General features: G+C 40.1%; 20 protein-coding genes and 3 pseudogenes. 17 read left to right on the forward strand and 6 right to left on the reverse strand.

The genetic code is table 11. The features are described 5' to 3' along the window. The 17 genes and pseudogenes from BUB11_RS25670 to BUB11_RS27685 form a co-directional block, all read left to right on the forward strand. Positions 1-573: Rpn family recombination-promoting nuclease/putative transposase (locus BUB11_RS25670; RefSeq protein WP_073033395.1), on the forward strand; the 573-nt coding region annotated here is incomplete at its 5' end. Positions 574-808: 235 nt separating this feature from the next. Continuing rightward, entirely contained in the window at positions 809-1,078 is a 270-nt protein-coding gene (locus tag BUB11_RS29160) for a DUF3102 domain-containing protein (protein WP_073033397.1), read from the forward strand. A 232-nt stretch (positions 1,079-1,310) separates the two neighbouring features. Beyond that, positions 1,311-1,883, forward strand: coding sequence for an RNA polymerase sigma factor (locus tag BUB11_RS25680; RefSeq protein WP_200797995.1), 573 nt, complete (start codon positions 1,311-1,313; stop codon positions 1,881-1,883). Then, positions 1,873-2,637 (forward strand): DUF4367 domain-containing protein, encoded by a 765-nt coding sequence (locus BUB11_RS25685; protein WP_073033398.1) that lies wholly within the window; start codon positions 1,873-1,875, stop codon positions 2,635-2,637. The genes BUB11_RS25680 and BUB11_RS25685 overlap by 11 nt, the downstream gene beginning before the upstream one ends. A 78-nt stretch (positions 2,638-2,715) precedes the next feature. Further along, entirely contained in the window at positions 2,716-3,150 is a 435-nt protein-coding gene (locus tag BUB11_RS25690; RefSeq protein ID WP_073033400.1) for a hypothetical protein, read from the forward strand. 174 nt (positions 3,151-3,324) lie between these two features. Continuing rightward, entirely contained in the window at positions 3,325-4,278 is a 954-nt protein-coding gene (locus BUB11_RS25695; RefSeq protein WP_073033401.1) for a sigma-54-dependent transcriptional regulator, read from the forward strand. A 1,611-nt stretch (positions 4,279-5,889) separates the two neighbouring features. Then, entirely contained in the window at positions 5,890-6,918 is a 1,029-nt protein-coding gene (locus BUB11_RS25700) for an AAA domain-containing protein (RefSeq protein WP_207650055.1), read from the forward strand. A 243-nt stretch (positions 6,919-7,161) separates the two neighbouring features. Next, positions 7,162-7,770: pseudogene (locus BUB11_RS25705) on the forward strand (NgoFVII family restriction endonuclease); the annotation flags it as partial. Positions 7,771-8,083: 313 nt separating this feature from the next. Next, positions 8,084-8,212 (forward strand): hypothetical protein, encoded by a 129-nt coding sequence (locus BUB11_RS28900; protein ID WP_282434052.1) that lies wholly within the window; start codon positions 8,084-8,086, stop codon positions 8,210-8,212. Positions 8,213-8,535: 323 nt separating this feature from the next. After that, complete coding sequence (locus BUB11_RS25710) at positions 8,536-8,880, forward strand: PadR family transcriptional regulator (protein WP_014904158.1); 345 nt, start codon at positions 8,536-8,538, stop codon at positions 8,878-8,880. Next, positions 8,858-9,670 carry a permease prefix domain 1-containing protein gene (locus BUB11_RS25715; RefSeq protein ID WP_427846340.1) on the forward strand — a complete coding sequence of 271 codons (813 nt, stop codon included), beginning with the start codon at positions 8,858-8,860 and terminating at the stop codon, positions 9,668-9,670. Before BUB11_RS25710 ends, BUB11_RS25715 begins: the two co-directional genes overlap by 23 nt. Before the next feature lie 174 nt (positions 9,671-9,844). Beyond that, complete coding sequence (locus BUB11_RS25720; RefSeq protein WP_207650056.1) at positions 9,845-10,669, forward strand: hypothetical protein; 825 nt, start codon at positions 9,845-9,847, stop codon at positions 10,667-10,669. A 278-nt stretch (positions 10,670-10,947) separates the two neighbouring features. After that, a pseudogene (locus tag BUB11_RS28905) lies at positions 10,948-12,964 on the forward strand (DEAD/DEAH box helicase family protein); the annotation flags it as partial. Between the two features lie 222 nt (positions 12,965-13,186). Then, positions 13,187-14,899 (forward strand): ABC1 kinase family protein, encoded by a 1,713-nt coding sequence (locus BUB11_RS25735; RefSeq protein ID WP_073033408.1) that lies wholly within the window; start codon positions 13,187-13,189, stop codon positions 14,897-14,899. Between the two features lie 96 nt (positions 14,900-14,995). Continuing rightward, on the forward strand, positions 14,996-15,313 hold the full coding sequence (locus BUB11_RS25740) for a hypothetical protein (protein WP_073033410.1): 318 nt from the start codon (positions 14,996-14,998) through the stop codon (positions 15,311-15,313). A gap of 111 nt (positions 15,314-15,424) precedes the next feature. Then, positions 15,425-15,793 (forward strand): annotated as a pseudogene (gene tnpA / locus BUB11_RS25745) (IS200/IS605 family transposase); the annotation flags it as partial. A 234-nt stretch (positions 15,794-16,027) separates the two neighbouring features. Next, complete coding sequence (locus tag BUB11_RS27685; RefSeq protein WP_159436973.1) at positions 16,028-16,198, forward strand: hypothetical protein; 171 nt, start codon at positions 16,028-16,030, stop codon at positions 16,196-16,198. Positions 16,199-16,326: 128 nt separating this feature from the next. Here BUB11_RS27685 and BUB11_RS25750 read toward each other — a convergent pair whose 3' ends face one another. From BUB11_RS25750 to BUB11_RS25775, 6 genes are all read right to left on the reverse strand, one after another. After that, the gene (locus BUB11_RS25750) at positions 16,327-16,614 is read right to left on the reverse strand and encodes a hypothetical protein (protein WP_073033412.1); all 288 of its coding nucleotides are present in this window, start codon (positions 16,612-16,614) and stop codon (positions 16,327-16,329) included. A gap of 72 nt (positions 16,615-16,686) precedes the next feature. Continuing rightward, on the reverse strand, positions 16,687-17,358 hold the full coding sequence (locus BUB11_RS25755) for a hypothetical protein (protein WP_073033414.1): 672 nt from the start codon (positions 17,356-17,358) through the stop codon (positions 16,687-16,689). A gap of 386 nt (positions 17,359-17,744) precedes the next feature. Next, on the reverse strand, positions 17,745-18,419 hold the full coding sequence (locus BUB11_RS25760) for a response regulator (RefSeq protein WP_073033416.1): 675 nt from the start codon (positions 18,417-18,419) through the stop codon (positions 17,745-17,747). A 76-nt stretch (positions 18,420-18,495) separates the two neighbouring features. After that, the gene (locus BUB11_RS25765; RefSeq protein WP_073033418.1) at positions 18,496-20,838 is read right to left on the reverse strand and encodes a sensor histidine kinase; all 2,343 of its coding nucleotides are present in this window, start codon (positions 20,836-20,838) and stop codon (positions 18,496-18,498) included. After that, positions 20,828-21,736, reverse strand: coding sequence for a polyprenyl synthetase family protein (locus BUB11_RS25770; RefSeq protein ID WP_242947756.1), 909 nt, complete (start codon positions 21,734-21,736; stop codon positions 20,828-20,830). Before BUB11_RS25770 ends, BUB11_RS25765 begins: the two co-directional genes overlap by 11 nt. A gap of 49 nt (positions 21,737-21,785) precedes the next feature. Further along, positions 21,786-21,971, reverse strand: a complete 186-nt coding sequence (locus tag BUB11_RS25775) for a hypothetical protein (RefSeq protein WP_073033420.1) — start codon at positions 21,969-21,971, stop codon at positions 21,786-21,788. Between the last annotated feature and the right edge of the window lie 31 nt (positions 21,972-22,002).

Raw genomic sequence — 22,002 nt, forward strand, 5'->3', positions numbered from 1 at the left:
AACATTTTAGATTTTAACTATTTGAATCAGACGAAGAACTACCACAGTGTATTTCATCTTTACGAAGACGAAGAGAGATTCCAACTTACGGAAGCCTTAGAAATGCACTTCATGGAATTGCCTAAATTGGTCTCCAAGTGGAGACGAAGAGAGGTTAGCCCTTGGGAGAATGGTTTAGTTCGATGGTTATTGCTTCTGGAGGGTTCAGAAAATCAGGAAATTTTAAAAATACTGGAGGAGATTGCAATGCAAGATCCCGTTTTGCACCAGGCCATAGCTGCCTGGGAGAAGTCAAGTGATGATCCTAATGTGAGAGAAGAGTACTTTGCGAGACGCAAGGCAGTTTTAGATGAGAAGGCGGCCGTCAGAGAAGCAGAACTCCGCTTGAGGGAAGCAATCCAGAAGGGAATGGCAGAAGGTAGGGCAGAAGGGAGAGTAGAAGGGAGAGCAGAAGGAAAGCTAGAAGGTAAGGCAGAAGTTGCGAAGAATCTTCTGGACTTGGGAATGGAGATTTCTAAGGTGGCTAAAGCAACAGGTATGACGGAAGACGAAGTTAAAGTGCTAAAAGATTGAGACTACTGATCGAGGGGGGGCTGCCCCCTATAGGCGGCCCTAGGAACACCGGTGCCTGTCGAATCAGAAAAAGCTATCCCCTACACTATAAAAGTGTGGGGCTATTTTTTTGTGCCAGTTAGAAAGTATAAATTTCGGGTGGCATAAGTGATAACGTCACAATAACCTGATGCGTATCGTCAATGAGTAGGGAGTCGGACAGATTACCTTCTCAAATTCGGATCCGGATCCGAATTTGAACTACAGCCAGGCGGTGCTTCTTCTAGGGATCCCAAAGGAGGAACGGACGCAATTCATCCTCGGGTTTCATTTATGTATGATGGACAGAGAGCATGAGCACATCCCCGAAGCTTTTGGATACTTCAGGCTGGAAATCGCGGCTGACGCTGTCGTTGTTCAGGTAGCGGCCGATCTGCAGAGTACGGTTGCGTGTACGGTCCAAAATTCTCACCTTAATAAAATTTATTCCATATCGGAGCTTCTTATTATCTTGGGGAAATCCTGATGACTCGCATCCCGATTGCAGGAGATTCTGAAATAAAAAAAGAAGAGGTATTCTTCAATGGGGCTTGGGATCTGTTTCAGATTATATTAAAGAGACTGATCACCTACTAACCTCTAAAGGCCTGAAATAAATATCTTGATCAACAAGCTTTCGGTAGGGACTATAAAGACAACTCTTTATGATATTTTTCTTGGGAAAAACTTTACAAAAGCAATAATTAGGAAGTGATCTGATGGTAATGATGATAATCGCGGCACTAGCCGACGATAGCGATAAGGCCTTTATGTTGAACTTATATCATGATTATTATGGTCTTGTACGGAAGACTGTTTATAATATTACTCATGATTTGGACAACCTTGAGGACCTGATTAATGATATTTTCTTAAAATTAGTTGACAAAATCTCTCTAATTCGTACTTTAAATAGTGGCAAAACGGCCGCTTATATCGTCTATAGTTCTAGGAGTGTGGCTATCAACTTTATTAAACACAGAGACGTAGAAACAAAACATTTGTATTATGGAGAAGAAAGTGACATGGCGGAATCTATTTCAGATGGTGAAGATACGATAGTGGACAGGATTATTCATCAGGAAGAAATCGAAGAAATGGGAAATGCCATATTGAAACTTCCTGAAAAGCAAAAAGAACTGTTGTATTTTAAATATGTTTTGGATATGGATGATAGTGAAATCGCGCCAATTTTCAATATCGCTCCGGATAGCGTCCGGCAGTATTTAACAAGAGCCCGCAGAAACGCTAAACAAATGATGGGCAAGGAGATGAATAATCATGCCAAATAACCGTCCGGATCAGATCCGAAAAAAGCTCCTTGAAGAATATGATGACAGTTTGTTTAAGCTGGTTATGCACGATGCTGCCGAAAGGGAAGGAAAGCTTTTCCTGGAGGAAAAGGAAAAACTCAAAAATGATCCCGAATTCGCTCCTTCAAAAGAGGCACTTCAAAAATTCAGCCTGCAACTGGACACCCGGTTAAACAAGGCAAAAACTTATACCGCAAGGAGACGAATGTTGGGCATTTTAAACAAAGCGGCAGCAGCAATACTGATCATGCTTGTCATCATGTTTACCACCGTCGCAAGCGTGCAGGCATTGAGAGTAAAAGCGCTCAATCTATTAAAGGATTTCCGGCAGCAATATACGTCTTTTGAACTAAAGGAGAGTGAGAATGGCTTGAAGGGAAGCAATGCGGTTGTCAATTGGAGCCAAGCCTATGTGCCGACCTATATACCGGAGGGCTATAAAGCCACCAATATTTCTAAAGGTAAAATTCACAATGAAATCCAATTTAAGAACGAGCAGGGAGGATTGATTACTTATACAGAGTTAATTGAGGGCAACAGGCCCGCGCTGGATACGGGGAATGCTTCAGTCACTAAAACTGTCGATATCAACGGTCATGAGGGAACACTGGTGGAAAAGAACTCAGTGGTGACAATCATATGGGAAATGAATAGCCGTATATTTATGATTCGTGCTCAGACAAACCAGGATGTGACGATGAAAATCTCTGAAGGAGTAAAATATATAAATTAAAATTTAAAACATGTGTTGCAAAAAACCTCCTTGCTTGTCTTTATATAATGAAAGACATTCAAAGGAGGTTTTTAGTTTATGAAACGATTTTTCTGTATGATTCTTGTGCTCCTTATGACCCTTGTCTCAGCAGTTCCGGTTTACGCGGATAATGGGGCAGCAAACGTCAATCCACAAGGAATTATTTCTCCTCAATTTACGTACATTTCCTATTTAAATCCGGGATTATCCATAAGCTCATCGGGCCTGGCTACCTGTTTAGGAGCTGCCGCCGGCTATTTTGACTCCTACACAACGGTGGTAACTGCTGAATTGCAAAAATCCTCCGGCAGTAGCTGGAGTAAAATGAAGACATGGACAGCGTCGGCAACCGGGGCCGCGATTGCCTCAGTAGAAGGGGAGTACTACGTTGTTCATGGGACTTACCGGGTTTGTGCCACCGCCAAAATCTATGATGCTTCGGGAAAACTTTTGGAAACCCAATCACTATACTCCCCTATGGTGACATATTAATTGGCTGAAATATAGAAAAGAACCTATCTAGGAGGAAAGCGTGGGAATTAAGCATTATCGCAAAATGATACCGTGGATATTTATTCTTTTATGTATATAAAATTCTCGTAATTGATGATGAACAAGAAATGTTGGAAAACTGCTCGCGTATTTTGAAACGTTCAGGCCCTGGAAATGATCAAGAAACATGGACCCGATCTGATACTTACAGACATAAAAATGCCGAAAAAGGACGGGTTGACCGTTTTACGCGAGGTACAGGAGTTTGATAAGGACATACCCGTTATAGTGATAACCGGTTTCGCCACCATCGAATCTGCAATTGATGCCATGAAGGCCGGAGCGTATAATTATTTACCTAAACCCTTCACCCTGGACCAATTCAGACTCACTGTGGAGCGAGCAATCGACCAGATCAAACTAAAAGAGGAAAATCGTGCTCTGAAGTCACAAATGCAAGAGAGTAATTCTCACAATACCATTGGAGTAAGTGCACCAATGAAAGAATTATATGAAACGATTTGTAAAGTGGCCAAATCTGAAGCTAATGTTTTAATTCTTGGTGAAAGTGGTACAGGAAAGGAACTGACTGCCCGAAGTCTGCATTCTAATAGTCCAAGAAGTTGCCGCCCTTTTGTGGCGGTTGATTGTGTCTCCTTGCCGGATCAATTGCTGGAAAGCGAGCTCTTTGGGCACGAAAAGGGTGCTTTTACAGGGGCGTATGCCTCTAAACCCGGCTTGATAGAATTAGCCAATACTGGGACGGTTTTTCTGGACGAAATTGGTGATTTAAGTATTGGCTTACAAGCCAAGCTCCTAAGAGTTCTTCAAGAACGTCAGTTTCGACGGTTGGGAGGAACAAGCTTAATTAACGTGGATGTAAGGGTAATTGCTGCCACTAATCGTGATTTAAAGGGGATGCTTAAGGAAGGCACGTTTCGCGAGGATCTTTATTATCGTCTCAACGTTATTACGCTTAACTTAACGCCGTTAAGAGAACGATTTGGAGACATTCCTCTATTAGTCAGGCATTTTTGCCGGCAATTTTCCATCAGCCAAGGGAAAGTCCTGGGAATTTCGCCGGAGGCGATGCAAGTTTTAGAAAACTATCCTTGGCTCAATCCATGATTACGTATCCTTTGCTTAACGAAATCATAATTAAGATAAGTGAAGATATAGGTTGGAAAATTGAATTCGCTGAGTGTTGGATGCGCATTGATCGTGTCATTGGTGATAAAAAGCAAACAAAACAAGATGATCCCTCTGTCCCAGTGAAGACTGATAAAGAAATCGAAGAAGAAAACGCGTCGGTCGATGAACTTGTTAAGGCCAATGATTTGCTGAACAGCTTCTTTGCCCGTGATTTGGAAAGAATTATTTCGAATGTAAAAACTAACAACTTTGGGGTTTCTTTAGATGCCTATGTTGAGCATAATGCAGCAGAGCGGATTAATATTGAAACTAATAAAGAGGCTCTTTTTGAAATTTTTGATCCTAGTCATTTGCCATATGGAAAATGGCCGAATGGTTATCCAGCGAGAAGTATGCAGCAGGTTGCAGTTAATATTTCAATGGATAGACAGAAACTAACCCAAAAAATATTTTCGGTTAATGGGCCTCCCGGAACGGGTAAGACGTTCCTTTTGAAAGATATTATAGCAGCTAATCTGGTGGAAAGAGCATTACTGCTTTCAGAGTTTGAAAGACCGGATGATGCTTTCACAAATGAGATAGGCACAATCACCTATAAAGGATTTGACAGTACTTTAAAGGATATAGACAATCGTCTCAAAGAATACGGTATATTAGTAGCCTCCAATAATAATGCAGCAGTAAAGAATATTACTATAGAACTACCTAAGAAGTCATCGCTTAAATCGGAATATAAAGATCAATATACCTATTTTGATGATTTATCTAATCGGATTTTAGATGACGAGACATGGGGAATATGCGCAGCTGCTCTGGGAAACAGAAAAAATTGTGCCGAATTTATGGACGAGTTCTGGCCGATTAAACTAGAGGAAAAAGAAAAATTTAAATTTAATAAACATTTGTTGGATCTACATACTGGTAATGGTGAGAAGAAGAGAACCCCTGCTGATTGTGAGAAGTATTGGAAAGAGGCTAAAAGTAAATTTATTGAAGCCCTTCAGGCAGTACAAGCAGAATATGGAGAAATAAATGCCTGTTATCAAAAGCTGAAAGAAATAAATGGTTATTTAAAAGATCAACGTGATAAGGAAAATCAATATAGAGAGAACGCTAAGTTTTGTGATGAATTGGTGGCGCAAAAGGAAGAGTTGCAAGTGTTATGTGCAGAATTAGATGACGATTTTGCGAGATGCACGTCTCAGATGCAGGAGATCAGAAATATTCTGACCTTTTTCAGATTAAGATGCTTACTTCAACCTAAAAATGAAATGATTCAGCAATATAATATCATTGAAAAAAGGCGGCAAAATGCACTTAAACAAAAATTAGCAGAAGAAGATAAAATTGCTGCGTTAAATAAATCGATGATAAAGGTAAATAAGATAAAGGAACAACTTGAGAATGATCGATTGACATTAGTGCAGCAGATATCCGATTGTCAAAATTTCGTTGAGCCAATACGCAAGCGATACCAAGGATTATTACCGGATGACAGCTTTTTGTCAGATTTAGTGGGTGAAAATTCGGAAGAGGAACGTAAGGCAGCACAGAATACAGCACCGTGGAATGCTGACAAAGGCAGAGATGCAGAAATTTTCAGGGATACTATTCCAGAGCTTTATGCTTGTGGTGCCAGTTATCTCTACTACGTTTGCATCGGTTGGCAGCTTCCTGAAAAATATAGGGAAAGAAGAGTTCGGTCTTCTACTGATTGATGAAGCAGGGCAGGCATTTCCGCAATCGGCAGCAGGAGCAATTTGGAGGGCTAAAAAAGTTATCGCAGTCGGTGATCCGTTGCAGATTGAACCGGTAGTTACGATTCACGACACTACCATGGAATTTTTAAAACAATATTTTAAACAATATTTTAAACAATATTTTAAACAAACGGGTTTTATTGCATGTAAAGAAACGAGTGTTCAAAGTCTTGCGGATGAGGCCAACGTATATGTAGGATCTCGATCCATCGGAGACAGAGATTTCTTTATTGGCTCCCCCTTACTTGTTCACGGAAGATGTCAGCGCAAGATCTTTAATATTGCCAATATTATAGCCTATAACGGAAAGATGATTTATGGAACAAAGAACATTGAAAAACCAGTCTGTAATTGGATTGATGTACAGGGGCAGGCTGTTAACAAACATTTTGTACGCGCGCAGGCAGAGCAGGTTTTATCCATTGTGAAAGAAGCATTTTTATCAGAGTGGAAAGCAAATGGAGTGGATAGTTGCCCATCGCTTTTTATTATTAGCCCATTCCGAAGTGTAAAATCAGGGGTAATAAGATATTTGCGTGATAATGATTATTTATATCATGAATTATGTAAAGATAAAGATACAGTAAACAAAAAGGTAATCAATTCATGGATTTATTCTAATATTGGAACAGTCCATACCTTTCAGGGAAGAGAGGCCACCACAGTCATTATCTGCTTAGGAGTCGATTCCGGATCGAAAGGGCAGGGCGCGATTCAATGGGCGAGCTCTAAACCTAATATTCTAAATGTAGCAGTGACCCGTGCAAAAGAGAACCTTTATATTGTGGGGGATGTCTCCAAATGGGCGAATCAGGACTTTTTTATAGATGTCTATAAAATATGTAAGGAAGATTAATTAAAATTTAGGCAAGGGAACTTCAATGCTTCCTGTCTAATTTTAATAACCTTAGGGGAAATTTAGAAGAAAAATGACTAAGAGTAGCGTCAAGGGTATAATTTCGCCCTCCCTAAGAAGGGCAATTTTTTAGTAAATGCAGTTATGTCCGTGATAGGTGAAGATTTGCAATAGCATAAAAACAGTTTGGGTTTTTTCGATCCACAGTTAGGACTTATTCCAGTCCCATGTTAGAGGTGCATTATGTCCGAAATCATCTATGGCCTATACGAGCAAATCATTAACGGAATCATCAACGAAAACCTGAATAAAGTAGATCAGCAACTTTTCGTCAAAGATACTCAGCCCCTGGATTCAGCTGAGTCTTCTAAGATTCTGGCAGAATACCTTGCGAAAATTCTGCGTGAGATTTTGAATTATCTCGAAGATGGCGACTCTGTGGTCAGAGACCGTGTCAATTTATGTAATGGCATCTTACAATACATAGCCGAATGTATTCAGAAAGGAAGCTTTAGCTTCAAAAAGGATCAAGAGACCTTAAAACGAGTTGAGAGTTTCCTAATAAATCAGGATGCCCAGCTCTTATTAGCCCAGGTAGAAAAGAAAGCAAGCAAAGCAAAAGCTTTACCTGCCTCAGATAAGATCGTAAGGCCAGAGACCTCTATCGCAGAGAACTCCCTATTTACTGGGGCGGTCCATGAGCCGAGTATGATCTCCGAACTGAAAAAGGAAATTCTAAGCAGTGACCGAATTGATTTTCTTATTTCCTTTATCAAATGGAGCGGCTTGCGTTTAATCATCAATGAACTGACCAAGTTTACAATGGGCGGAGGCAAACTGCGGGTTATTACTCGGCGGAACATACTTACAGGCAGTCACTTTTTGTCGTTCCGCGTCCGGTCCAGGACCCTGCACGGAACGACAAGTTCCGTCGATTTTTGATAGTTTGTTGCAAAAATTGATACAAGGGAAAGTTAGTCATACTAAGTGTTTCAGGGTTTTAAGATTCTCTTTGTATCAAAAATTGATACCTAACGTAATTCTTTATAACAGTGTGTGGTTGGATGGCAACACCAGCATTAGAAGTATTTACAGCTACAGAGAAAGCTAAGACTGCTACCTCTAAGTGGGATGAACTGGAAAACTCAGATGAGGATTTAATCCTATGAGCAATAGCAGCATAATGGGTAAGAAAGGTTGTGAGAAGACAGGATTTTTCAGTGGTTTAGTAGGTACAATCGAGAGATACTCTGACCAATCATTTCTTGGCGACATCCAGATAATTGAAGAGTAATTCGTATTTAACACAGGGAGCGGGACTAGCGAAGTCTATGCTCTTTTTTTTATGTCACGAAACGGCCTGACTTCCTATTCCTACATGACTTTCAGAACGAAAGCGTGTGTGGGTTTATATTTTGAAAGAGTTCAATGGTATTATCTACTGTGCTACAAACACAGTAAACGGAAAGAGATACGTTGGGTTAACAACAGCCCTTCTGGACGACAAGGGGTTACGGTTGGAGGAAATGTTTCCCATTCCTGTATTTTTTGTATTGACATAGGTAGATGTTCTATATATTATAGTGATATAGATTATCTACATATGGAGGCCCGAATATGGCAATTAATAAAAGTCTTTTAACTGGAAGTACCACCATACTTATCTTAAAGCTACTTGACGAAAAAAATATGTACGGCTACCAGATGATTGAAGAACTCAGAAAAAAGTCAAACAATACTTTTGAGTTAAAAGCAGGAACATTATATCCATTGCTCCACACCTTAGAGCAAAAGGATATGCTCACTTCTTACGAAGAGACCGTTGATAATGCGAGGGTACGAAAGTATTACAGTATCACAAAAAAAGGTCGCAAGCATTTGAACGAGAAAAAAGAAGAATGGGAAACATTTACTGCTGCTGTAAATGCTGTTTTAGGAGGTGCGGGTTTTGCAACAACCTAGCAAAATTACCGATTATTTAGAAGCCGTGTGCCGACAGATACGTTGGAAAAAGGCTCAGTCTTCTGTTTTAGAGGAAATTGAAAACCATATAATCGATCAAAAGAACGCCTTCATTAATGATGGACTTAATGATGAAGAGGCAACAGACAAGGCAATTGCTGAGATGGGCGATCCCATTGTTGTCGGGGAGCAGCTTGACCGTGTTCATAGACCTAGGCTTGTTGGCATGGGTATAGGAATACTTTTAGTTCTAGGTATTTTGGGAACAGCGGATATGGGCAACAGTCTATTACGAATTATTGGGGTGGGAGACCAAATAGTGCTTGGGGTAAATATCCCAATTCTAGCAGAACTAATTTACTTAGTCGGAGTGTTGGTAATCATATCTTCACTTGCAGCTATTTTTGCTCCAAGGAATATAAGTAAAGTCATAATTTGGTGTCAAGGTTTTATCCTGACAGCTATTTACTTTATGGAGGTATTCCCTCGTATTAGGTTTGCTCTGCTCTTGGTTGTTGTCAATATCATTAGCTTCCTTGTCGTATACCGAATCAGTAGAAGTGTTAAAACTGGTCTAGTGTCTACTATAACGAGTTTTGCTGGACTTTTTCTATTCGTGGTAGGCACCCAAATTAATTGTTACATGTACAACCACGGAGTGAATGGCAGCTATGGTGGGTTTGAGAATGTTCCTAAAGCCTTAGCAATTATTTTTATTATGTGCTTGGGTCCTCAAATATTGATGTCAGCTTTCATATCGTCAAAAAATTCTAAAGAACAAATAGCATAATCTACAGAGAGTGACAATTAATAAGTCACTTACTAGACATAATTTACGTGTCAGGTAAGGGAATTATAAAATCTGTGGAAAGGAGGAGAATAGCACAACAAAAATCTGATACAAAAAAGAAAAGTGGAGGGAATTTTTATTAAAATAAAAGCAAGTGTCGTATTGGTAATCGTTATGCTGTTAATGTCTTTATTGCCAATGAATGCCTTAGCTAATGGTACTGCCGAAGTCAATAGTGGCACTAAAGAAGCCAATAGTGTATTATCTTCATATTTGCTGGCTACTCAAAAAGGTGATATTAAGCAAATGGTTGCTCTATCCAATGATTCACGGGTAAGTCCCGACGCTTCTATTGTTGAATTTTATACTGAAATACTTAACAAGCAATCAGAACAACTTGCAGACTACAAAATTCTGTCACAGGAAGTGCTTTCGCCAACCTCATATAAATTTATAGCGGAATTGACGTTTAAAAATGGAGATTCATCCCAAGTGCCGTTCACGTTAAGTAATGATAGTGGACAATGGAAGGTTATTTTGACCCCTAACTCGTTAGAAGACTCTAAATATAAAGTGATAAAAGGTGAAAACCTAATTACAGGAATTAGTCCTAAAACCCCGACTGCTCCGACAACTACTTCTCAGGAGTTGGTTCCCCAGGCTCTTACTCCACTATGCAGTTGGTCATTTACAGGATTAACTACTACCATGTACAGCATAAATTCATTTAATGTAAATTCAGTATACAGTCAGGTATTAGTTCAAGGGGGTCAGGCTCCGTCAGCCGGCTATTCTTTTACTCCTAATATTTCATATGCGGTTGTTCAACCTCATACGTACGGTGATACTGTTTGGGGATACGCTTGGCATAGTGGAACAGGTATTTACTCCTTTGTAATAAACGGACAATCTCTAACGTTTAGCAATGCTAAAATGAGATTCAGCATGAGCTTTACTGGTGACAAAGTTGATGGGAGCGGTAATGTATATAATAACTAACTGAAGAGGAAAGTATTATAGTGATTATTTGTTAACGATGAGAATGGAAATAAATAATAAATATAATATTTGCAAATGAATAAAACGCTCAGCACAGTGAGGAATAAATTTCCTCTCTTTTTTTATGTCACAAACTGAAAGTCCCACCTACATGACTGTTGAGAAATGGAGCGTAGGAGGCTGATTTTCAGTGGACTGTAAGTTAAGCAGAACATGTAAGCGATTCAACACAGATCAATGTAATGGCACCTGTTATCCTTACGTGTTTCTGCATGGGCTTAAAACGAGTTGAGAATTTCCTTATAAATCAGGACGCCCAGCTCTTATTAGCCCTAGTAGACAAGAAAGAAAGCAAAAGCTTTACCCGCCACGGGAAAAATCGTGAGACCATAGACTTCTATTGCAGAGAACTCTCTCTTCACTGGGGCAGTCCATGAGCCCAGCATGATCTCAAATCCTAGCAGCGACCGAATTGATTTTCTCGTTTCCTTTATCAAGTGGAGCGGCTTGCGGTTAATCTTCAATGAGCTGAACCAGTTTACCATGGGCGGCGGCAAACTGCGGGTTATTACCACCTCCTATTTAGGAGCTACGGATTTTAAAGCCGTGGAACAGCTCAGTAAACTGACCAACACGGAAATACATATTTCCTATGATACGGAACGGACCCGCCTTCACGCCAAAACTTATGTCTTCTGGAGAGATACCGGCTTCAGCACTGTTTATATCGGCTCGTCAAATATCTCTGAGTCGGCTATGACCAGCGGCTTGGAATGGAATATCAAGCTATCCCAATATGACTCCGGGAATATCTTAGAGAAAATCCGGGCCACCTTTGAAGGGTATTGGAATAATCTTGAGTTTACACCCTTTATTCTAGCCCTTGATTCAGAGCGCCTGAGAAAAGCCTTAAAGTCTGAGCGAAGAAACAGTCAGGATGAAGCGAATGCCTTAGGGTTTCACTTTGATCTGAAACCTTACTATTACCAGCAGGAAATTCTGGACAGATTGAAGGCGGAGCGGGAAGTCCATCACTCCTTTAGAAACTTGGTGGTTGCGGCCACAGGAACGGGTAAGACCGTTATCGCTGCCTTTGTTTCCGGGACTTTTGCAGGGTAAACCCCAATCGACCCAACAGACTGCTCTTTGTCGCCCATCGAAAGGAAATCTTAAGCCAGAGTCTGGCTTGTTTTCGCGGGATACTCAAGGATCTTAACTTTGGCACCATGATGGTGGGAGGTCTGAAGCCGGACTACTTTGATCATTTATTTGTCTCCATCCAATCCTTTAACTCGAAGGATTTGACAGAGGTCACTTCCCCTGATTTTTACGATTATATTGTCATTGACGAATTCCATCACGCTGCCGCCCCATCCTACCAGGAACTTTTAGAGTATTATAAACCGAAGGTGTTACTCGGACTGACGGCAACGCCTGAGAGAGCGGATGGACGAAGCATCTATACTTATTTCCAGGGCAGAGTTGCTGCCGAAATCCGCTTATGGGAAGCTATTGAACGGAAATTGCTCAGTCCCTTTCATTATTTCGGTGTGACAGATAATGTTGACCTTAGTCAGGTTCAATGGGTTGTTTGGGAATTACGATGAGAGGGAACTAGAGAACCTCTATGTGTTCGAAAAAGCCATTGCCGCAAAACGAGTTGGTTTTATTATTGACGCCCTGGAACGATATTGTCTGGATCGTTCCGAAATCATCGGAATTGGTTTTTGTTTAAGTAAAAAGCATGCTGAATTTATGGCACAGGTTTTTAACAAAGCGGGGATTGCTTCAGAGTTTCTAGTCGCGGAATCGGAGAGCGCTGTGAGGGATAGCGTGAAGCGGCGCCTGGTCACGAAGGAAATCACCTTTGTTTTTGTAGTAGATATATATAATGAAGGAATTGACATTCCTGAAGTGAATACGGTTCTTTTTCTACGGCCCACGGAAAGCTTAACTGTCTTTTTGCAGCAGTTAGGCAGGGGGCTAAGACTCTGTGAGGGAAAAGAAGCCTTGACGGTTTTGGACTTTGTAGGGCAAGCCCACCAGAAGTATTCCTTTGAAGACCGTTTTAAAGCCTTGTTATCCAGATCTCGCAAAACCATTGAACAGGAAATCAAGACGGGTTTTGCCAATGTGCCCAGAGGCTGCTCCATCCAACTGGAAAAACAAGCCCAGGACTACATTCTGGAGAACATTCGCAATGCCATTAATACAAAGCGTAATATAATCAGCAAGCTCTATGATCTTATCGAGACTAAACAGGAGCTAAAGGTCAGTGAGTTTTTCGAAGGTTATCAATCTTATTTAAATCAGATGTTATGACCAGATTTGCCGATATGATGTTCAGAAAAAGTAGGTTCTTTGAAGAGCTGTTTAATTCTTGTGAAAAGGATTCTGATCCGAATAAAACCAAAGAATAAGGCTTAATCAGGGCATTACCGGGAGAAAGAGAAATGTTTAAAGTCTGACTCAACTTAAGTAAACATAAAGTGCAAGGTTGTAACTAGGAGGAATTAGATGCCGATCGTCATTAGATTTTTTAAGGATAAACGCTTGCGAAGGATTATCTCCATGTTCCTCCAATTCGTATGTCAGCTCTGGTGGATAAATAAGAAAAAGAGATTTCTGAGTAACGAAAACTATCAGAAGCAAATCAAAGAGGTATATAGGAAACAAGCTTCTGTATTTACAGAGACGGCGACGGAACTGGGTGGACTGCTTATCAAACTAGGGCAGTTTTTTAGTGCCAGGGTGGATGTTCTGCCAGAGGAATACACAAATGAACTTTCCAAGCTGCAGGACGCTGTTAAGCCGGTAGGTACCGAGGAAATTATTAAGCGGATTGAAGAGGAATATGGCAAACCGATTTCTGAAGTGTTTTTAAATTTTTCCAGAGAAGCGATTGCTTCTGCTTCCTTGGGGCAAGTTCATGTCGCTGAGATTCAGGGACACAATAAAGTAGCCGTTAAGGTCTTGCGACCCGGGATTGAGAAAATCATTCAGACAGACTTCAACGCCCTTCGCTTTATGGTGACCTTTGCCAAGCGCTACCCCAAGATACGTGCTGCGGTGGATTTGGAGCAGATCTATAATGAGTTCGTAGAAACTACTCAGGATGAACTGGATTACATTAAGGAAGGTCAACACGCGGATATCTTCCGGGCAAATTTCTCAGGGGATTCGAGAATTAGCGTACCTGAAGTCTATTGGGAGTACACGACTCAGCATGTCTTAGTGATGGAATACGTCACAGGCTGTAAGGTGAACGATTACGAGAACCTGGCCGGGGCAGGAATTGACAGGGCAGAACTGGCAGATACTTTGATTTCGGCTTATGTTCAGCAATTACTCTCTGATGCATTTTTTCATGCTGATCCCCATCCCGGAAATTTACTAGTTAAAGAGGATGGTACTCTTATATTCTTAGATTTTGGAATGGTAGGGCGGATTGAAAAGGGTATGCGGGAAGAATTGATGGCCTTTATTCTAGCGGTCTTTAAAAAAGATACGGATCAAATGGTAACCGTCTTTGAGAAACTGGGATTCCTTCGCTCACATGCGGACAAACAGACTTTAGCGAAAGGGCTAAAATTGATCTTAGCTAATGTCTTTGAAGATCCTAATCTGAGAAACGTCAATTCTGAAGAATTGCTCTTGGAGCTGCGAGAGTTTATGTATTCTCAGCCTTTTCAAATTCCGGCCCAGACCCTGTTTTTAGGAAAGTCCCTGTTAACAATCATGGGGATTTGCGGAGGACTGAATCCTCAGCTTGATCTTATTAAGACCCTTCGGCCCTATGCGGAAGAGTTGTTGGCCGGGGAAGGAGCGGGAAACAGCCCTACAGGCTTTATTATCGATCAGGCCAAAAAAACCCTGACAGAGGTTGTTACTTTGCCCGAAAAGTTAAATCGGCTTATTGCCGGTCTCGAAGGTGGCGAGATCAGACTTCATCCTTCTAGGAGTTTTGAGTCGAATCTTTTACAGAGCCAGATGGACCAGACAAGCCGGATTGTAAGGGCGATTATGAGCAGTGGGTTCTTGATTTCAGGAGCTGTTTTGCTCGAAGGTTCGTATTTTAAGGTGGGATTAATACTAATTATTCTTGCCGGGCTTACCTTCGCTTCCTTTCTGAAATTCAACTCAGGTTCTTCGGGAAGAAAGAGAATGGTGCATGGTGGCAGGAGCAGGGGTGAATCTTCAGGATTTCAAAAGCCTCGTTTTCATCCCTAAATAACAATGTCTGCGCTGAATAGGACTGGTTTCGGTAGTTATTAGAATGAGGTTCATATCAATTGAAAATATAAGATCTAAAAGGAGTGTTTATTAATGAGTTCAGAGAACTTTGAGTTCAGCTTTACTGAAAACGATGAAGGCTTCACAGTAACTCTTAAGGGTAACAAAGAAAAACTAAGAGGAAAATTAGAAGCCTTTGAAGCCTTCCTGAATTTTAGAGAGAAAGCTAAAGAAGCCGGGTTCGAACATCCCGGCGGCGAGTCCCCGATTCATCAGTTTTTTAAAGTGATGCATAAACATCATGCTCATCATGGTGGAGGGCATGGGCATTGCCACCATGAACATCACGGAAATCCCCCAAAGAGTGAAACTACAGTAAGTCAGAGCGAAGAAAAGAAAACAGCAGAGTAATGGGATGTCATAAAAAAGTAAATGCTGACACAAAAGGCCTCTTCCCATTAAAGTGGGAAAAGGCCTTTTCATGTTCAAGAAGCAGAATCCGGCGGCCGATCGGATCGCTCAGGAAAGATAATAAGAACACTGTGTGATTACAAGAAAGTAGAAATCATAGAAGCTAACGCATGCCCAGACCATATCCATATGTTGGTGTCCATCCCTCCGAAGCTAAGTGTATCCAGTTTTATGGGATACCTCAAAGGAAAAAGCTCGCTGATGATCTTCGATAGGCATGCGAACTTAAAGTACAAGTATAGGAATAGGCATTTTTGGTGTAGAGAATATAATGTGGATACAGTAGGAAGGAACAAAAAGGCGATACAACAGTATATCCGTAAACAATTACAAGAGGATATCGCAGCAGATCAGCTAACCATTAAAGAGTTTGTTGACCCGTTTACGGGTGAACCAGTAGAAAAGAATAAGAAAAAATAGCCCCGCAACCCCTTAAGGCTCAGCCCGTACCCAGCCCTTATAGGGCTAGAGCAAACCACCCGCTGAGCGGGTGGATGTGATTTAATATATCCATAGATTGTAAAATATGCTACCGGTTCACATTTTCGGCGGAACATATTGGGAGGACCCTTTGCAAAACGATATTCTCAAATTTAAATTTCTTCGATTTAATAATTCGAGTTTCATGGTTTGGATTGTTCCATCCATGCTTGTATGACAAAGTCACAGCCCTACCGAATGGATGTCGTGACCTATTTGGACTATGTAACTAGCGGACTCTCCTTTGGGGAAGAACAGTGTCTGAAGCTTGAACAGTTGTTGGCGTTACCCGATTATGAGACAACGCATCCTGTAATTAGGGAACTTTTGCGGCATAGGAATTAAAGTATCCGTCAGATATTTAATTCAAGCATCTTAGACAGTGCTACGGGTTGCCCATGATAGATAGACAATACATTCCAGAAAGAAGCTGATTCCCATTCTCTAGGGGGAATCAGCTTTTAACAGTAGATTTAAATCTTTAATATTCTTAAAAAAGTAACTAAATTTAAAATTAAAACTACTAGTGCAATAATAAAATATGCATAAGCTATTCTCCTCTTGTTCTCATTATCATCTTTCAGACTTTGAATCCCACTAACAATTAGCAATAAAGCAAATAATAATTGAATAATTAGCATTGAATTTATTATTGCAGCAGAGTTAATAAAAAGGTTGTATAATGCGAGCATCATAACAGAGACACCAATTAGAAATTTAAATATATTAATTGAAGTAAAAAGCTTATTTCTTTTATTCAATAGAATACCCTCCATTCGATTCGCAAAGAGCACCGTATTTATCGTTAATACAGTGCTCTTTGTGCAAAAAATTTATCTGACATCGACATGGGTTATTTGTGCCCATGACGGGTCACCAAGGAAAAACGCTATGCTTCCTCTACCATTACCGCCTCCAGTTAGAGCATTAGCAGCCATAACTAAAATCGCTGAAACACCAACTGTGGCAATAACGACAATTTGGGGAACTGCCCAGAATGGAGATGCTGAACCGGCTATTACTGCAGCTTGCTTACCTAATTCAATACCAAATAGATTAGAACTATATGCTTCCATTACAAAATCAAAACCATACCAATGCCAGATATAGGATCCAGTTATGTCAGATGATACAGCCATCGGCTGAACTATAGCGTCAATCGTATCACTTTTCTTTAATTGATTTGTAATTGAATCTCGATAAAGAGCCCCTGTAGCTATTCGTTGGTTGATGCTATTCATTCCTGAAGTAATTTGATTTAGAGTTATTCGGTCGATGTATTTATCGGCCCCGTCTTTAATGAATGATGTTCCGTTTTTGTTTTCGCCCAAAAAGTTATTTTCTATTAGATTAATAGCTTGTTTGATATCAGTTATCTTTTTAGTAGTATCAACGGGTGTAGCTATAGGTTTACCTGCGGGAGCATTTGCCAATACTGGGAAAGCAGACACAGTTATGATTAATAAAGTTGCTACCAAGGTTGTAATTAGAGATCTCTTTCTCAATATCTTTCCTCCAATTTCCTATTAATTTAAATTTTTTCACATAAAACTGTTGTCCAAAAACCTAATTTTAAAAAATAAATTGCTACCTTATCCTGCTGCTATAACATTGCAGAAATAATATGCATAATCTCTCCTTCATGTTCTTCTTCCTTGATACGATACTTTCTAGTTTACCTGATAAGTTAAGAAGACAAGATTTTAGTGGATTTTCTGTAGCAACACTGTATATTTAGTATAAATCCGTTCTAGAATAACTACATCTGTATAAACTATAAGGCTTAAAAATTAATATCCTAGGTAATTTCTACAGGTAAGACAAACATAATCTAGGTATTTCTACAGATTTTTGCCTTGGCCGCATATTGTCTTAAAACAGTTTTACCACTTCACTCTTTCTCTTCCATATAAGTTAATACGGCCTCTAACCGGGTTTTAACGTCCAATTTTGACAGTATATTGCTAACATGGCAGTCCACAGTGCGGTTTTTGATCCCCAGTGTGGTAGCTATTTCTCTGTTGCGCATACCCTGGGCGATCAATTCTATTATCTCTATTTCTTTCGGTGTAAGTGATGTGCAAGAAGTTTTATCGGGCTTAATTATTTTATTCGTTCTATTTTCTTCGCCAATAATTGCAGATCCAAGATACGGAGCCATGTTTTGAGAAAAATAGAACTCATCTCTAGAGACCTGTAATACTGCAGTGATCATTTCAGCTTTTGAACAGTCTTTAAGAAGAAATCCTTGGGCTCCATTCTTTAACGAGGCGTTAATATACCCTCCTGGGTTTTCTCCAGTTAGCATAATAATACCGATATTTGAGTCTAGGTCTTTAATTTTCTCTATCAAGTCAGTACCACAATAATCAGGAAGATTAATATCCAATAATACTACGTCAGGATGTTCAGTCTTTATAACTTCTAAACAATTACTTCCGTTCTTAGCCGTCCCCACTACAGAAATAGATGATTCGGAAGATAGCAATGATACAGTACCTTCCGCAAAAAGTGTATGGTCATCCACTACTACCACTTTGATGGTTTTCTTCGAATTAGAGACCATAATATTCACCTCATCCTTAGTAATCTGCTTAAATATCGGTGCTTCTCACTTTGCCTAACCCATAGCATTAGGGTCTTTATATCGGAATTGAAGCCCTAATCCTAGTTCCCTGACCAATTTTTGATGTGATATAAACTTCCCCACCCAAGCTTTCAATTCTTTCTTTCATTCCAATTATTCCGAAATGGTTGCCCGTTAGCGACCAATCCTCAATCATTTGTGGATCGAAACCTTTACCGGAATCACTAATTATTAGTTCGATTCTCTCATCTTCCAAAGCGATGGAAACAATTGCTTTGGAAGAGCCTGAGTGCTTGACGACGTTATTTATTCCTTCCTGCAACAGGCGAAACGCTACCACTTCAATATTTTCTGAAAGCCGTTGTTCTCTGCGCATTCCTATTATTTCTAAGGATATTACCAAAAGCTCCTTTTGCATTACTTGTTGAAATAGTACCTCGACTGCTGGAATGAGGCCCAAATCCCGTAACGAAGATGGACGCAAATTACTGCATATTGAACGAAGTTCGTAATTCAAGTCCTCTATCATTTCTTGCATTAGTACGGCGGTATGAAAATTATTGTCTTCAGTAGCAAAACCAGTAATTAGTTCTTTCATCCTTCGGTTTAGATCTAAGCTTATCTGTAGGGATCCGTCATGTAGTTCCCGCGCTAAAACTTTCTTTTCTTCCTCCATGTTAGAAAACAATAATCGATTGATTACTTCTAATCCCTGACTTCTTCTTTGAGATTCCCGTGTCTTTTTCTCTAAAACCTTCGACTCCCTAGCCAATTGCAGGATGATATGGTTCGCTTTGAGTCGTTGGCCTATTTGATAGCACATTGATGTTAGTAACGGTATTTCTTTTGACTCAAATACAACAGGGGAACTACGGTGACCGAAGAATATACTGCATGTAAAATCGTTGGAAATATAAGCTATGTACATCTCTGCCGGAAAATCACTAGAAAAGGTTTCAATGGAATGACCTGTGTATTTAGCCCTTCGATAATATTCTTCCATGATTTCTTGATCGGATGTATTATCAAGGTATTGACCTATTGCGCTTTTTGTATACCAACCTTCCGAATCCTCTGCTATGACAAAGGCCTCCTCAAGGCCAAGTTGGTTCGCGAATGATTCCACTACTATACCTTCATTCATAGAAGATAGATTTTCCCTTAGTACATCGTTCTTTCTTTTAGTGCCATAATCTTTATGAGTATCAAGGATCTTATTAACTGAATTATGTAATAGAGCTTTAAATAAATTGAAAATAACTAGCGCCATTATAGTTAAAGACAACAGTGAGAGATAAGTCTCAATAGTTATCCTTTTAACTATCCCTATAGCCCGTAAATAAAAAATAAGAATTCCACTTGTAAGGATGCCATAAAAAAAAGAGCTTATTATAAGTTCAAGAAATTCCCCTCCATCCGGCAAGCTCTTATTGACCACAACATAGCTAAGGGTAATTGGGATAATCACGACAAAGAGAGCGCTAACCTGAGGATCAATAAGTGGATTAACATTAAGTAGAATCGGAATTGCAGTAAGTATTAGAAAAGGCAACAACCCCATTGCTAATCCAGCAAGTAGAAGGGCAACTTGATTTTTCTCAGGTTTATCGGAGGGTAGTTTAATGAGCACGATCAAATACCATAACACGGTAACTGTACCAATTAACCCATTGCTTAATGCCAGTTTCCTTATTAATCCAACGGTGAAATCGACCCCAAATATTTTTAAAGCTAGAAGCGTAAATACGAGTGTGGCGATAAGGTATAAAACTCTTATTATTAACCTATTCCATTTAGGGTATACGCTGCTAAAAACAGAAATAAACTTCACCAAGAGAACGGGCACGAGGGAGAAGCTAATTAACTCTAGTTCTCTAGCCCATATCAATCCGCGACTTGATGCTGGGGCTATGATGATAGCTAATCCTACTAGCCAATTTAACCAGAATAAGGCACGAGCTTGGACAAGAAAAGGTCGTTTGAACACTGTTACAAGACCTACAATCCAGAATACAAACCCCAACGTTATCATGGGAAGTCCGCTTAACAATACAGAGGCAAAAGGCTGTTTTACCATTCGAACAACTTTCAATGGCTCTCCAGGGCGTTTTACGGTTAGCATAGTAGCGCCTTCCGCCTCGCCCCATTTTTGAGTAGAGGGATGTGCACCCGGATCGACGTTATCAATTGCAATAACCGTATCTCCTACACGGACCCCTGACCGGTAACTCTCCCCATGAGGATCGCTGAAAGTTACCTTCCACTCCCCCTCGATATTTTCAAGGACAATACCGACATACGGGTGGTTGAAAAGAACTGTAGTATACAGCAGGCAAGCTAGAATAAAAGTGGCATTAGCAATTCGCAAAGTTAGCTCTTTGAACATTTTATCGGACAAGCTTAATCAACTTCTCTTTTCCTTTTTTCGTAATAGAGATGCCTGCAATAATCTCAATTGCACGTTGCTTATACAACTCATGCATAACTAGAGAATAATGGATAGTACCTTCGTTAATGACCAGCTTTTTTAGCTGTTCTTTTTCTTTTGACCCAAACTGATCCGGACTTGTCTTGGCCAAAGAACTAAGGGACTTTAATTCTTCAGCTTTTTCCTTGCTCAGAACCTCTAAAAGATAAACGAGCGGGAGAGTTTTTCTACCACTAACGAAATCATTTTTGGTTTCCAAGTCCAAGAAATCAGCGAGATCGTTTTTGATTTGACTCATTACCCCTAAATTTATCCCGAATTGTTCGAGCTGGTTGATTTGTGTTTGATCAGCGTTTCCTAAGATCGCTCCAATTTTACATGCACCTGCAGTTATACTTCCGGATTTTTTCATTATAATGGAGAAGTATTCTTTAAGGGAGATACTCTCTTTAATGTCATTTGAAAACTCCTGAAATTGGCCGTCACACGCTTGTAATCCCATCTGGTTAAAGACGTTGCTTACATCCTCGAAATGACTGCTAGATATATTTGAAAGGGCTTTGTAGCTAAGAACCAGTATACAAGTGGCTAGATTAATCGCTTGCCCAAGAGGAACTTTACGCCATGGAAGAGCGTTGTTATCTTGATCTTGAATATCGTCCAAGATATCTGCTGCCAAGGCGTAAAGTTCCATAGCGACAGCGCCTTGAAGTCCTACTTCGAAGTTCCCGCCAGCACTATCGCAAACTGTAAGCGTTAATTGGGCCCACGCAAACCGTTTTCTGATTTCATAATTATAATCTAACCAATTATTGATTATAGTTACAACATTGATGCTTAGCTCAGATTCACTCAATAAATGCTTCATTTTTTTTTGCAAAAATTTGATCCAAATTCATGTATAACAGGTTTCTCTTTTAAGCCCAATAAACGTCTGGTTTGATTTCAGGCTCCAAGAGCTCATCAGACAATTCTACATCAGAAAACACCTTTGTTATTGCCTCGTTTTCGGAGTTAGTACTTACTGACTGCGGTACGACTGAGCTTCTGTTCGGACTTTTGGCTAATTCATGAATCAATTTGGCCTTTTCTTCCAAATTCATTTTGTATCCTCACTTTCCTTATAGGGACAAG

The sequence above is a fragment of the Desulfosporosinus lacus DSM 15449 genome (genome assembly GCF_900129935.1).
GTDB classification, from domain to species: Bacteria; Bacillota; Desulfitobacteriia; order Desulfitobacteriales; family Desulfitobacteriaceae; genus Desulfosporosinus; species Desulfosporosinus lacus.